Below are 13,460 nucleotides of genomic sequence, written 5' to 3' on the forward strand. Positions count from 1 at the left end.
ATGAGTTTCCATGCGGATCGTCACGTCCATATCCTGATCATCGGTGGCGGCGCCATCGGCACCTCGGTGGCCTATCATCTGGCCCGCGACGGCGCCAAGGACGTGTTGCTGGTCGAGAAATCGCTGCTCACCCACGGTTGCACCTGGCATGCCGCCGGACTGGTCGGACAGCTCCGGGGCAAACGGAACCTGACGCGGCTGATGCAGAATTCGGTCGCCGTCTTCGACCGGCTGGAAGCCGAGACCGGGCAAGCGATCTCATGGAAGAAAGTCGGCTCGCTGCGGCTGGCCGGAAGTTCCGCCCGCTGGAGCGAAATCCGCCGGTCGATGACGCAAGCCAAGAGTTTTGGTGTCGAATGTCACTCGCTGTCGGCCGAAGAGGCAGCCCAACACTTCCCCTACATTGTCAAGGAAGGCATCGAGGGCGCCGCCTACATTCCCGGTGACGGCTATATCGATCCCTATTCATTGACCATGGCCTATGCCAAGGGCGCACGGCAGAATGGCGCCAGAATTGAGGAAGGCGTGACGGTTGAGGAGATCGTCATCGAGGGACGGCGCGCGGTCGGCGTGGTCACCAATGGCGGCTCGATCTCCTGCGACATTCTCGTCAACTGCGCCGGGCTGTGGGCCAAGCGCGTCGGCAAGATGGCCGGTGTGCCGTTGGCCGCAGGTGTCGTCGAACACCAGTATTTCCTCACCGAAAAGACGCTGACGCTCGATCCGAACCTGACCACGCTGCGCGACCCCGACCACAATTTCTACCTCAAGCCGGACACTGGCAGTTTTGCCATCGGCGGCTGGGAGGACGGCTCGAAAGGCTGCTGGCGCGGCATGCCGCCGCTCGATTTCGGCCGTGAGCTCTTCCCGCCCAACATGGAGCGACTGGAACTGTTCGCGCTGCCCGCGGCGGAGCGGCTGCCAGTGCTCAATCAGATCGGTATCCAAACTGTCATCAACGGGCCTATCCCGGTGTCCTTCGACGGCGAGCCGATCATGGGGCTGGCGCCGGAACTCGACAATTTCTTCGTCGCCTGCGGATTTACCGCCGGTATCGCGGCGTCCGGCGGCGCCGGGCTGGCATTGTCCAACATGATCCTTCATGGCGATGCCGGTATGGATTTGTGGCCCTTCGACGTGCGCCGCTTCGGTGCGGTGCAGGCGCAAGGCTGCTATCTGGAAGCGCGCGCCATCGAGGCCTATGGCGCCTACTACAAGATCCACTGGCCGGCGGAGGAATCCCACGCCGCGCGCGGTCTGCGCCTTTCGCCATTGCATGACACGCTGCGCGGCAACGGCGCGGTGTTCGGCTCCAAATTCGGCTGGGAGCGGCCGAACTGGTTCTCTGTCGATGACGGTAAATCGGTCGAGCTGGCCAGCTTCGAAGGCCAGCCCGGCTGGTTCAACGCTGTCGGCGACGAGGTGCGCGCAATCCGCGAGCGCGCCGCCCTGATCGACCAGACCTCGTTCTCCAAGTTCGAGATTACGGGCAATGGAGCACAGGCAGCACTGCAACGCATTGCCGCCAACGACCTTTCCGGCGCGCCGGGTAGGGCCGTCTACACCCAACTCTGCAACGAGAAGGGCGGCATCGAAGCTGACGTGACCATCGTTCATACCGGTGAGGATCGCTTCCTGCTGGTCACCGGCTCCGGCTTCGGTGTGCATGACCGGCATTGGATATCGAGGCATCTGCCGGCCGGCGTGTCGCTGCGCGACGTGACCAATCAGTATGCCACAATCAATTTGTGCGGCCCCCGCGCCCGGCACATCCTGCAGTCGGTCAGCGATGATGATGTTTCCAACGACGCGCTGCCCTTTCTGGCCGCGCGCACCATCGAGGTCGGCAACGCCACCGCACTCGCGGTACGTGTCGGCTATGTCGGCGAACTTGGCTACGAACTCTACGTGCCGCAGGACTATGCCGTGCATGTCTACGACACACTGCGCGAGGCGGGCGAGCCGCACGGCATTGCCGATGCCGGTTATCGCGCCATTGACGCCTGCCGCATGGAGAAGGGCTATCTCTACTGGTCCGGCGACATCACCCCCGACTACAATCCATACGAAGCAGGGCTCGGCTTTGCGGTGGCGTTGGACAAGGGTGAGTTTCTCGGTCGCGAGGCGCTGTCGCGGATCAAGGCCGAAGGCGTGACGCGAAGGCTGTGCTCCTTCACCGTCGACGGCTTCGCCCCGTTCCACGGCGGCGAGGCGATCCTTTTCGGCGGCATGGTCGTCGGTTCGACCTCATCCACTGGCTATGGCTATACGCTCGGCAAGACCATTGCCTTCGGCTACCTTCCGGTGGAGCTGGCCGGCGAGGCCGCGTTCGAGATCGAGGCCTTCGGCAAGGCCTACAGAGCGACGCGCGGGCCGCGCACGCTTTATGATCCAAAGATGGAAAGGCTGCGTGCGTGAGTGACGATCTAGCCCTCGCCCGCCAGGCCATGACAGCGATCCCGCTGTTCAAGGATTTCGCCGGCAAAGCAGAGCGACTTGGCGGCCTCACCAACCTCGTCTTCAAGGCTGGCGAGTTCTGCCTGCGCATTCCCGGCAAGGGCACCGAGGAGTACATCAACCGCGCCAACGAAGCGGTGGCGGCGCGCGAGGCGGCAAAAGCGGGGGTCAGCCCCGAGGTGCTGCATGTCGATCCCGGCACCGGCGTCATGGTGACGCGCTTCATCGCCGGCGCCGAGACCATGTCGCCGGAGAAATTCAAGGTTCGGCCGGGCAGTCCGGCACGGGCTGGCGAGGCTTTTCGCAAGCTGCACACGTCTGGTGCGGTGTTCCCCTTCCGCTTCGAACTGTTTGCGATGATCGACGACTATCTCAAGGTGCTGGCAACCAAGGATGTCGCACTACCCGTCGGCTACCATGACGTGGTGCGCGAGGCCGGGAGCGTGCGCTCGGCGCTCGCCACCCATCCGCTTCCGCTCGTCGCCTGCCATTGCGACCCGCTTTGCGAGAACTTTCTCGATACCGGGGACAGGATGTGGATCGTCGACTGGGAATATTCGGGCATGAACGACCCGCTATGGGATCTTGGCGACCTCAGCGTGGAAGGAAAGTTCGACACGGCGCAGGACGAAGAGATGATGCGCGCCTATTTCGGTGGCGAGGCGAGGCCGGCGAAGCGCGGCCGCATCGTCATCTACAAGGCGATGTGCGACCTGCTGTGGACGCTGTGGGGACTGATCCAGCTCGCCAACAACAACCCGGTCGACGATTTCCGCGCCTATGCCGACGGCCGTTTCGCCCGCTGCAAGGCCCTGATGGAGACGCCGGAGTTTTCACGGCACCTGGCCGCGATACGACGGGGCTAGGGACCAGAAACCCGGAGCCTGAAGCGCGGCGCGCTTCAAGTCATTTCTTGTGCATGTCGTTATCCCAAAACCGCTGCGCACTTTTGGGCGACATGCATCAATTCACACCCTTCGGCACGTTTTCCGGCGGTACCGTGGTCTCGACCACTTTCTGGCGGTGGAAGATGAACAGGCCGGCCAGCACGACGATGCCCGAGCCGATCAGGATGCGCGGGCCTGGAACATCGCCGAAGAACACCAGCCCGAACACAACCGCCCACAGAAGCAGCGTGTAGTGCAACGGTGCCAGCGTCGAGGCCGGCGCCAGCTTGAGCGCCCTGGTGATCATCAGATGCGCCCCGCAAGAAACGATGCCGAGAAGCAGCATGGCACCGAAATCGAGCGCCAACGGTGTCTGCCAGGCGCCGATGGTCAGAATTCCCCCGACGACCAGCGTGCCGATGGTCTGCCACGTCACCAGATTGGTGTCGCTGGTGCCGCGCAGCCGCCGGTTGAGGATGATGGCGAAAGCGAAGGCGATGCTGCCCGTCAGCGCGTAGGCAGACGACAGGGAGAACGCCGCCGAGGAAGGCTTAAGGATGATAAGCACACCGCAGAAGCCGAGCAGGATCGCCATCCAGCGGCGCCAGCCGACCTTTTCGCCGAGCAAGAGGTGCGAGAGTGCCGCGACATAGATCGGCCCGGCCATGTAGAAGCTCATGACGTCGGCGAGCGGCAGATAGACGACGGCGGCATAGAACAGCGCGGTGTCCAGCGTGGTCATGACAACGCGCAAGATCTGCAGTTCGAGCCTCTCCATGCGGAACAGCTTGGCCGTGCCCTGATGGGCGATCATCGGCCCAAGCACGAAGAAGGCGCCGATCGAACGGATCAGCACCACCTGGCCGACGGAGAAGCTGGCGACCAGCCATTTGCCCATGGCGTCGTTCAGCGCAAACAGGAAGTCGCCGGCCAGCATCAGCAGAATGCCGGCCAAAAGCACGTTCCTGATTGTGGAATTCTGCGCCACGGGCTGCGTCATGCCGATCCCGATTCCTCCCTTGCGTAAGCCGCGTCGTAGACGGAAGCAGCCGCTTTGACGAGGAGAATTCGGGGAAACCGGCGAGACCAGAACCGGAAATCGGCTGGGCCTACGTGGCTTTGTGCCTGCGGTTCACCGCCGCCGGCCTTCCATCGATCGAAAGCCGCGTATCCTGCCTTGTCCGCTCCGCTACCACCTTGCCCCTGGCGATGACGCAGATGCGCTCGGCGCGCAGGCGCAAGGCTTCGACAGGATTGCCGGCATCGAGAACGACCAGGCTGGCGCGCTTGCCGACCGCGAGACCGAGATGATCGAGCCCCATGATCGATGCGTTGACGTTGGTGACCATGTCGAAGCAGCGCGCCATGTCGACCGGGCTCGACATCTGGGCAACGTGCAGGCCCATGAAGGCTACATCGAGCATGTCGGCCGTGCCCAGCGAATACCAGGGGTCGAGCACGCAATCCTGGCCCCAGCCGACGCGGATGCCGAGCGCCAGCATCTCCTTGACACGGGTGAGGCCGCGGCGCTTCGGGAAGGTGTCGTGGCGGCCCTGCAGCATGATGTTGATCAGCGGGTTGGGAATCGCCGAAACGCCAGCCTCGGCGATCAGCGGCAGCAACTTCGAGACATAGTAGTTGTCCATCGAATGCATCGAGGTGAGGTGCGATCCGGCCACCTTGCCCTGCAGGCCAAGACGCTGCGTCTCGTTGGCCAACTGCTCGATATGACGCGACAGCGGATCGTCGGTCTCGTCGCAATGCAGGTCGACCATCAGGCCGCGACTGGCCGCGATCTCGCAGAGTTCTGTCACCGAGCGCGTGCCGTCGGCCATGGTGCGCTCGAAATGCGGAATACCGCCGACGATATCGACGCCCATGTCGAGCGCGCGGATGGTGTTTTCGCGCGCCGTCGGCGAGCGATAGAATCCGTCCTGTGGAAAGGCCACCAATTGCAGATCGATGTAAGGGGCGATCGTTTTCTTGACGTCGAGCAGAGCCTCGACCGCCAGCAGCCTGTCGTCGCAGACATCGACATGGGTACGGATGGCGAGCAGGCCCATCGACACCGCCCAGTCGCAATAGGCAAGCGCGCGGTCGCGCACCGCTTCATGCGTCAAGAGCGGCTTCAACTCGCCCCACAGCGAAATGCCTTCGAGCAGCGTGCCCGACGCATTGATGCGCGGGATGCCGTAGGACAGCGTCGCGTCCATGTGGAAATGCGGATCGACGAAGGGCGGCGAGACCAGATTGCCACGGGCGTCGACCTCGGTCCGCGCGGAGCCCTGCAATGTCGGCTCGATCGCCACGATCGTCTCGCCGCTGATGCCGATGTCGGCAATGGCGCCATCAGGCAGCATGCCGCCGCGAACGATAAGGTCGAAATCCATCTGTCGTCATCCCGCTTGAAGAATCACCCGTTCCATCGTGTCGCAAAAGACAGCTTGCCGCAGCGGTTTCTTTGCCGCCGCTGCCGACGGTTCCATCTCGCCGCAACTCCCTCTATAAGCCGCCTTCGTCGTCCCGTTTCAAGGATCAGCCGTTTGTTTCGTTTCTTCCGCTCGACGGAGAACCAGCGCCTCGTTGCGAGGTTGGTCAGGGAATCCTTCCGACAGCATATGTTCGGATACGGCGCCGCCATAGTGTCGATGCTGGTGGTGGCCGGCATGACGGGCGCCAGCGCCTGGATCCTGCGCGAAATCACCAATGAATTCGTGATCGACAAAAGGATCGATCGCGTCAACATGATTGCGATGGCGGTTGCCGCCATCTTCATCATCAAGGGCATCGCCAATTTCGTCCAGGCCTATTTCATGAGCCGGGTCGGCAACGCCATCATCGCCGAACGGCAGCGCAAGATCTACGATCGGATTCTCGCGCAGGGCATCGAATTCTATCATTCCACCTCCTCGTCCGACCTGATCACCCGCATGACCAACAATGCGCAGGCGGCACGCAACGTGCTCGACCTCGTGGTCACGTCCTATGTGCGGGATCTGGTGACCTTGATTGTCCTGGTGCTGGTCATGGTGGTGCAGCAGCCGGCGCTATCGCTGATTTGCTTCGTCGTCGGACCCTTGGCCATCTACAGCGTCAACCGCATCCTGAAGCGTGTGCGCAAGTTCGCTGCAATGGAGTTCCGCTCGGTCGGCCAGATCGTGCAGGTGATGCAGGAAACCGCAATCGGCGTCCGCGTGGTCAAATCCTTCAACCTCGAAGGCCTGATGCGCAAGCGCATGTACAAGGCGGTGTCGGACGTCGAGGATCGCGCCAACAACATCGCTGCGCTGGAAGCGGTGACCAGCCCGGTGATGGAGACGCTGGCCGGGCTGGCGATCGCCGGCGCTGTCGTGGTCAGCGGCTTCCTGGTCCTGCAGGGCGGTCAGTTGCCGGGCAACATCATGGCCTTCATCGCGGCGTTGCTGCTTGCCTACGAACCGGCAAAGCGCCTTGCACGCGTCCGCATCTCCCTGGAAAGCGGCATTGTCGGCGTCCGCATGATGTTCCAGCTCGCCGACGAACCGCTGACGCTGGCCGAGAAGCCGGATGCGAAACCGCTTCTGGCCGGGCCGGGCGAGATCCGGTTCGACACTGTCAGCTTTGCCTACCAGAACGGCCCGCCGGTGCTGGACCGGTTCGACCTGACCCTTGCGCCCGGCAAGATGACGGCGCTGGTCGGACCTTCCGGCAGCGGCAAGTCGACGATCTTGAACCTGATCATGCGCATGTACGACCCGCAGGGCGGCAGGGTGATGTTCGACGGCCAGGACATCTCTCACGCGACGCTCGCGTCGCTGCGGGAAAAGATCGCCTATGTCAGCCAGGACACGTTCCTGTTCGCCGGCACGATCATGCACAACATCCGGCTTGGGCGTCAGGACGCGACCGACGCGGAAGTGATCACTGCCGCCAAGGCCGCCAACGCGCATGACTTCATCATGGCGCAGGCGAAGGGCTACGAGACGGATGTCGGCGAGAATGGCGGCCTGTTGTCCGGCGGCCAGCGCCAGCGCATATCGATCGCACGCGCCATGCTGCGCAATGCCGAGATCCTGCTCCTGGACGAAGCGACCAGCGCGCTCGACGCCGAATCGGAAGCGCTGTTCCGCGACGCGCTACAGCAGTTGACGGAGGGGCGCACGACGATTGTCATCGCGCATCGCCTGTCGACCGTGCATCAGGCCGACACGATCGTGGTGCTCGAAGCCGGCAAGGTGGTGGAGAGCGGCCCGCACCGGACCTTGCTCAAGCAGGGCGGGCTTTATCAGAAGCTCTACGAGTATCAGCTGATGCCGTGACCTGCCTTACCCTCCCCCTTGTGGGGAGGGTCGCTGCGAAGCAGCGGGGCGGGGGTGCGGCGCCGACCCCACCCGGACCTTCGGTCCGACCTCCCCACAAGGGGGAGGTAGGGGTCGCAGCCTAATTCACTCCGGCACGCGCCTGACTGCGCCCTTGTCGGCGCTGGTGGCGAAGGCGGCATAGGCGCGCAAGGCGGTCGTCACCTTGCGCTTGCGCTTTTCCTCAGGCTTCCACGCCAGGGCGCCCTTTGCCTCCATCGCCGCCCGGCGGCTGGCGAGCTCGGCGTCGCTGACGGCGAGACGGATGGTGCGGTTGGGGATATCGATCTCGATCGTGTCGCCCTCCTGCACCAGCCCGATCGTGCCGCCCTCGGCGGCTTCCGGCGACGCATGGCCGATCGACAGGCCCGACGTGCCGCCGGAGAAACGGCCATCGGTGACCAGCGCGCAGGCCTTGCCGAGGCCTTTCGACTTCAGATAGCTGGTCGGATAGAGCATTTCCTGCATGCCGGGCCCGCCGCGCGGCCCCTCGTAGCGGATGACGACGACATCGCCGGCCTTGACCTCGTTGGAGAGGATCGCCTTGACGCTGGCGTCCTGGCTTTCGAACACGCGGGCCGGGCCGGTGAACTTCAGGATCGATTCGTCGACGCCGGCGGTCTTCACGATGCAGCCGTCGAGCGCCAGATTGCCTTTCAACACGGCGAGGCCGCCGTCTTTCGAGAAGGGTGTTTTCGCCGAGCGGATGACACCCTTTTCACGGTCGAGGTCGAGCTCGTCCCAGCGCCGGTCCTGGCTGAAGGCGACCTGCGTCGGCACGCCGCCGGGAGCGGCGAGGAAGAAGTCGCGGACGTTCTGGCTGGTGGTGCGGGAAATGTCCCAATGGTCGAGCGCCTCACCCAGCGTTCGCGTATGCACTGTCGGCAGGTCGCGGTTGATCAAGCCGGCATTGTCGAGCTGGCCGAGGATTGCCATGATGCCGCCGGCGCGGTGGACGTCCTCCATGTGCACATCCGCCTTGGCGGGAGCAACCTTGCACAGCACCGGCACCTTGCGTGACAGCGCGTCGATATCATCCTGATCGAAGTCGACCTCGCCCTCATGCGCTGCGGCCAGGATGTGCAGCACGGTGTTGGTCGAGCCGCCCATGGCGATGTCGAGCGTCATGGCATTCTCGAAGGCGCCCTTCGAGGCGATGTTGCGCGGCAGCGCCGTCTCGTCATCCTGCTCGTAATAGCGCTGGGCCAGATCGACGATCAGGTGGCCGGCCTCGACGAACAGCCGCTTGCGGTCGGCATGCGTGGCCAGCGTCGAGCCGTTGCCGGGTAGCGACAGGCCAAGCGCCTCGGTCAGGCAGTTCATGGAATTGGCGGTGAACATGCCCGAACAGGAACCACAGGTCGGGCAGGCCGAGCGCTCGATGACCTTGACGTCCTCATCGGAGATCTTGTCGTCGGCGGCCGCGACCATGGCATCGACCAGGTCGAGCGCCTGCGTCTTTCCGGCCAGCACCACCTTGCCGGCTTCCATCGGGCCGCCGGAAACGAAAACGGTCGGGATGTTGAGCCGCAGCGAAGCCATCAGCATGCCGGGCGTGATCTTGTCGCAATTGGAGATGCAGACCATGGCGTCGGCGCAGTGGGCGTTGACCATGTATTCGACCGAATCGGCGATCAGCTCGCGCGACGGCAGCGAATAGAGCATGCCGTCATGGCCCATGGCGATGCCGTCATCGACGGCGATGGTGTTGAATTCCTTGGCGACGCCGCCGGCCTTTTCGATCTCGCGCGCGACCAGCTGGCCGAGGTCCTTGAGATGGACATGGCCCGGCACGAACTGGGTGAAGGAGTTGACCACAGCGATGATCGGCTTGCCGAAATCGGAATCCTTCATGCCGGTGGCGCGCCAGAGGCCACGGGCGCCGGCCATGTTGCGGCCATGGGTGGTGGTGCGGGAGCGATAGGCAGGCATGAATTTTCCTTAGGTAGGTGGCCGCGCTCGACGGGAGCGTGACGGCGCTGAATTCGGACCGCAGGCGTTATAGACGCCGAAGCCTGGTCTGGCCACAATTTTGCAATGCGCCAGATTTGTCACAAAAAATCGCGACCACTGTCGGATCACGCTCCGCCACAACGTCCTCTGACCGTAACCAGACCGCCACCAACCGGAAATCCGCACCAAGGAGAGACGTATGCAAAAGATCACCACCTTCCTGTGGTTCGACGGCCAGGCCGAAGAGGCAATGAACCACTACATGTCCATCTTCAAGAATTCCAAAGAGCTGAGCGTAACGCGTTGGCCCAAGGGTCACGCTCTTGAAGGCCAGGTTCTGGTGGCCTCGTTCGAGCTCGACGGCGTCCCGTTCCTGGCGCTCAACGGCGGACCGCAATACAAGTTCACCGAGGCGATCTCGCTGTCGATCGACTGCAAGACTCAGGAAGAAGTCGATCATTTCTGGAGCAGGCTCACCGAGGGCGGCGGCGAACCCGGCCCCTGCGGTTGGCTGAAGGATAAGTTCGGCGTCTCCTGGCAGGTCGTGCCGGAACAACTGCCGCGCCTGCTCGGGGATGCGGACCGGGCCAAGGCCGGCCGGGCGATGAATGCGATGATGCAGATGGGCAAGATCGACATCGCCAAGATCGAAGAGGCGGCAAGAGGCTGAGGGAAGCCTTCAAGCTCGGCGCTGCCCCTCATCTGCCTTTCGGGCACCTTCTCCCCGTGAACGGGGAGAAGGAAGAACGCTCTTACGCCGCCCTGTCGCGGACCTGATAGTCCTTGATCGTGGCGAAACGGATCGCCTTCCAGCGCTCGGCTTCGTAGTTCAGCGAGAAGGCGTGCTGGGCGAGGAACACCGGGTCGTTGTCGAGGTCGCGGGCGATGTCGCCGCGATGCGCCTCGATGAAGCGAAGCACCTCGGCCTTGTCGTCGGCCGAAATCCAGCGGCAAACGGAAAAACGCGACATCTCGAATTCGACGGGCAGCGTGTATTCGAAGTTCAGCCGCTCCTTCAAGACATCGAGCTGCAGCGCGCCGACGACGCCGACAATGGCCGGTGAGCCGTCCTCGGGCGAGAACAGCTGCACGACGCCCTCCTCGGCCATCTGGTGCAGCGCTTCCTTGAGTTTCTTGGCCTTCATCGCGTCGCCGAGGCGGACACGGCGCAGGATTTCCGGGGCGAAATTCGGCACGCCGCGGAACAGGATTTCCTCGCCCTCGGTCAGCGTGTCGCCGATGCGCAACGTGCCGTGGTTCGGAATGCCGACGACGTCGCCCGCAAACGCCTCGTCGGCGGTGACGCGGGTGCGGGCAAAGAAGAATTGCGGCGCCGACAAGGACATCGGCTTGCCGGTGCGCACCAGTTTGGCCTTCATGCCGCGCTCGAGCTTGCCCGAGCAAACGCGCACGAAAGCGATGCGGTCACGATGGTTGGGATCCATGTTGGCCTGGATCTTGAAGACGAAGGAGGTCATCTTGTCCTCGGTCGCCTCGACCTTGCGGGTGTCGGCCTCCTGCGCGCGCGGCGGCGGCCCATAGGCGCCGAGCGCCTCGATCAGGTCGCGGACGCCATAGTTGCGCAGCGCCGAGCCGAAATAGACCGGCGTCAGGTGGCCTTCGCGGAAGGCGTCGATATCAAGGGGTCTGCACGCTTCTCGCGCGAGTTCCAGTTCCTCGATGAAGGCCTCGCGCTCGTTTTCCGGCAAAAGGCCGGCGACGCGATTGGAATCGGGACCGTTGACCGGCGTGCGCTCCTTCTCGTCATCGCCCTTGCGGACCGCGTTCAGCGCCAGGTGATAGGTGCCGGAGAACGTCTTGCCGCGGCCGATCGGCCAGGTGATGGGTGCGGTATCCAGCGCCAGCTTCTGCTCGATCTCGTCAAGGATCTCGAACGGATCGCGGCTTTCGCGGTCCATCTTGTTGACGAAGGTGATGATCGGGATGTCGCGCAGCCGGCAGACTTCGAACAGTTTCAGCGTGCGCGGCTCGATACCCTTGGCGGCGTCGATGACCATGACGGCGCTGTCGACCGCCGACAGCGTGCGATAAGTATCGTCGGCGAAATCCTCGTGGCCGGGCGTGTCGAGCAGGTTGAAGACATTGTCCTCGTACTCGAAGGTCATCACCGAGGTGACCACCGAAATGCCGCGCTCGCGCTCGATCTTCATCCAGTCGGACCGGGTCTGGATCTTGTCCTTCTTGGCCTTGACCTCGCCGGCAAGCTGGATGGCGCCACCGAACAGCAGCAGCTTTTCGGTGAGCGTCGTCTTGCCGGCGTCCGGGTGCGCGATGATCGCGAAGGTGCGGCGGCGCGATACCGCCTGTTCGATGTCTTCAGCCAATGTCTGGAATCCTGTCTGTGGCGCGGGCTTCTAGCAGCGCATTTCAGGCCTGTCGAACAGATTTGGCCAGATTGGTCCGACATCGCCGGTGTGACCCTGGAGAATTGGCAAAGAGACCGCGACTTTCAAATCCATAGACGGCCGCGACCGTCCTCGCTGCCGGAGCGGATGACCGACAAGATTTCGGAGCGATCAATGCCGATGTCGCGCAACAAATAGTCCGGCATGTCCTCAAGCCATGCCCGGTCTCTGCGAATGCGGATGATACGGGCGAGAGCACGAAGGCCGGCGCGATGTATTGCGATGGCCACTGCGAAGAAGCGCCCGGTCGCAGGCTGATCAATGACGAATTCCGGTCCTCTGCGAAGAATTGGCATGGTCATATTCCTTGTTTGATCGAACGATGATTGGGAGGGCCGTCCATGGTCCTCCCAAGAAGTGCCGAGCATCGCGTGCTTCAGGACCGATCGTGTGCGCAACTCACATAGGGGTTCCAATCGGCGAACATGCCGGCTGGATTGTGCCGCCAATGCCAGACGTGAAGCTCGTAGTAAGGGTCCACCGGGTGGACACCCACCGTCGTCTTGCGCTGCAGAGTGCGTCCGAGGAACTCGGGAACACCCTTGCCCTTCCAGTCCTTCTCAAAGACGATGTACTCCATGCCGACGAGTTGCATCGAGCCGTCGGACTCTGGTTCGTACGTCAGAACATCCGGCTCACCGAGCACCAGCTTGCCGTCGCCGGCACGGCCGGGATGGATGAAGTGAACACCCATCGTGCCGTGCTCGTCATGCGTCGTGCATTCGAAGAGCTGCTGGTAGCCCTCGGCCTTGGCGACCTGGATGTTGACGTACTTGGCCGCCATTTCCCGGGACCGGTTGAGCACTGGGTCGGGCGTATCCTGGGCATCCGCGGAGCCACAGGCGAGCGCGGAGGCCCAAATGCAAGCGGACAACGCCGTGCCAAGGATGAGATTTGCGAAGAGTTTCACGGCCCGTCCCTCCGCGTCAGGCGCTGGCGTGCGCTGTCGTCGGATCGAACAGGCGCTTCACCTGCGTGATCTTCGTCGCCGGGAAGCCGCTCATCTTGGCATGGCGCTGGATGATCGCTTCGTCCTTGGCGAGATAGACGCAGAACGTCTTGTCGTCCGCCACGAATGATTCCACCCACTGAATTTCCGGGCCGAGTTCGGCGAGAACGGTGTTCGAGGCCTTGGATGCCTCGCGAAGCTGCTCGCGCTCGAAAGTGCCGACCTTGGGAATCTCCCGTTCGATGATGTACTTGTGCATTTCGTAGTCTCCTTATCTGGGGTTAAAATGCCGCCGGACGGGCGACCATGTCGCTGCCGGTGACATCCCTAGGGCTACTGCGCTAAAGTGCAGCTTGGCTCGCTAGACAGACGAAGAATGGCAGGAGGAGCGGCCGACAGTCCTTACGTCGCCCTTATCTTCTTCTGATCGTTTGCCTATTGTCGCTGGAGG

11 protein-coding genes are annotated in these 13,460 nt (G+C 63.1%); 4 read left to right on the plus strand and 7 right to left on the minus strand.

The window, feature by feature from the left end; genetic code table 11:
• Positions 1 to 2,418: an FAD-dependent oxidoreductase gene (locus NR193_RS01175; protein ID WP_256749064.1), complete on the plus strand. Its 2,418-nt coding sequence runs from the start codon at positions 1 to 3 to the stop codon at positions 2,416 to 2,418.
• Positions 2,419 to 2,447: 29 nt separating this feature from the next.
• Complete coding sequence (locus tag NR193_RS01180) at positions 2,448 to 3,323, plus strand: phosphotransferase family protein (protein ID WP_256749328.1); 876 nt, start codon at positions 2,448 to 2,450, stop codon at positions 3,321 to 3,323.
• 97 nt (positions 3,324 to 3,420) lie between these two features.
• On the opposite strand, the gene NR193_RS01185 is transcribed toward NR193_RS01180, so the two are convergent.
• Positions 3,421 to 4,344, minus strand: a complete 924-nt coding sequence (locus NR193_RS01185; protein ID WP_256749065.1) for a DMT family transporter — start codon at positions 4,342 to 4,344, stop codon at positions 3,421 to 3,423.
• A gap of 109 nt (positions 4,345 to 4,453) precedes the next feature.
• On the minus strand, positions 4,454 to 5,734 hold the full coding sequence (locus NR193_RS01190) for an amidohydrolase family protein (protein ID WP_256749066.1): 1,281 nt from the start codon (positions 5,732 to 5,734) through the stop codon (positions 4,454 to 4,456).
• Positions 5,735 to 5,887: 153 nt separating this feature from the next.
• Between NR193_RS01190 and NR193_RS01195 the strand changes: the two genes are divergently transcribed.
• On the plus strand, positions 5,888 to 7,642 hold the full coding sequence (locus NR193_RS01195; protein WP_256749067.1) for an ABC transporter ATP-binding protein: 1,755 nt from the start codon (positions 5,888 to 5,890) through the stop codon (positions 7,640 to 7,642).
• Between the two features lie 126 nt (positions 7,643 to 7,768).
• Here the strand turns inward: NR193_RS01195 and ilvD are convergent, their stop codons facing one another.
• Complete coding sequence (ilvD, locus tag NR193_RS01200) at positions 7,769 to 9,613, minus strand: dihydroxy-acid dehydratase (RefSeq protein ID WP_256749068.1); 1,845 nt, start codon at positions 9,611 to 9,613, stop codon at positions 7,769 to 7,771.
• 220 nt (positions 9,614 to 9,833) lie between these two features.
• On the opposite strand from ilvD, the gene NR193_RS01205 reads away from it, so the two are divergent.
• The gene (locus NR193_RS01205) at positions 9,834 to 10,304 is read left to right on the plus strand and encodes a VOC family protein (protein ID WP_256749069.1); all 471 of its coding nucleotides are present in this window, start codon (positions 9,834 to 9,836) and stop codon (positions 10,302 to 10,304) included.
• A gap of 82 nt (positions 10,305 to 10,386) precedes the next feature.
• On the opposite strand, the gene NR193_RS01210 is transcribed toward NR193_RS01205, so the two are convergent.
• The 4 genes from NR193_RS01210 to NR193_RS01225 form a co-directional block, all read right to left on the minus strand.
• The gene (locus NR193_RS01210) at positions 10,387 to 11,979 is read right to left on the minus strand and encodes a peptide chain release factor 3 (RefSeq protein WP_256749070.1); all 1,593 of its coding nucleotides are present in this window, start codon (positions 11,977 to 11,979) and stop codon (positions 10,387 to 10,389) included.
• 125 nt (positions 11,980 to 12,104) lie between these two features.
• A complete protein-coding gene (locus NR193_RS01215; protein ID WP_256749071.1) occupies positions 12,105 to 12,428 on the minus strand; it encodes a DUF1127 domain-containing protein in 324 nt (107 codons plus the stop codon).
• Between the two features lie 8 nt (positions 12,429 to 12,436).
• Positions 12,437 to 12,970 carry a hypothetical protein gene (locus tag NR193_RS01220; RefSeq protein ID WP_256749072.1) on the minus strand — a complete coding sequence of 178 codons (534 nt, stop codon included), beginning with the start codon at positions 12,968 to 12,970 and terminating at the stop codon, positions 12,437 to 12,439.
• A 16-nt stretch (positions 12,971 to 12,986) separates the two neighbouring features.
• Entirely contained in the window at positions 12,987 to 13,268 is a 282-nt protein-coding gene (locus tag NR193_RS01225) for a DUF4242 domain-containing protein (RefSeq protein WP_256749073.1), read from the minus strand.
• Positions 13,269 to 13,460 lie beyond the last annotated feature (192 nt).

It is taken from the genome of Mesorhizobium sp. Mes31, from assembly GCF_024519675.1.
GTDB lineage: Bacteria > Pseudomonadota > Alphaproteobacteria > Rhizobiales > Rhizobiaceae > Mesorhizobium.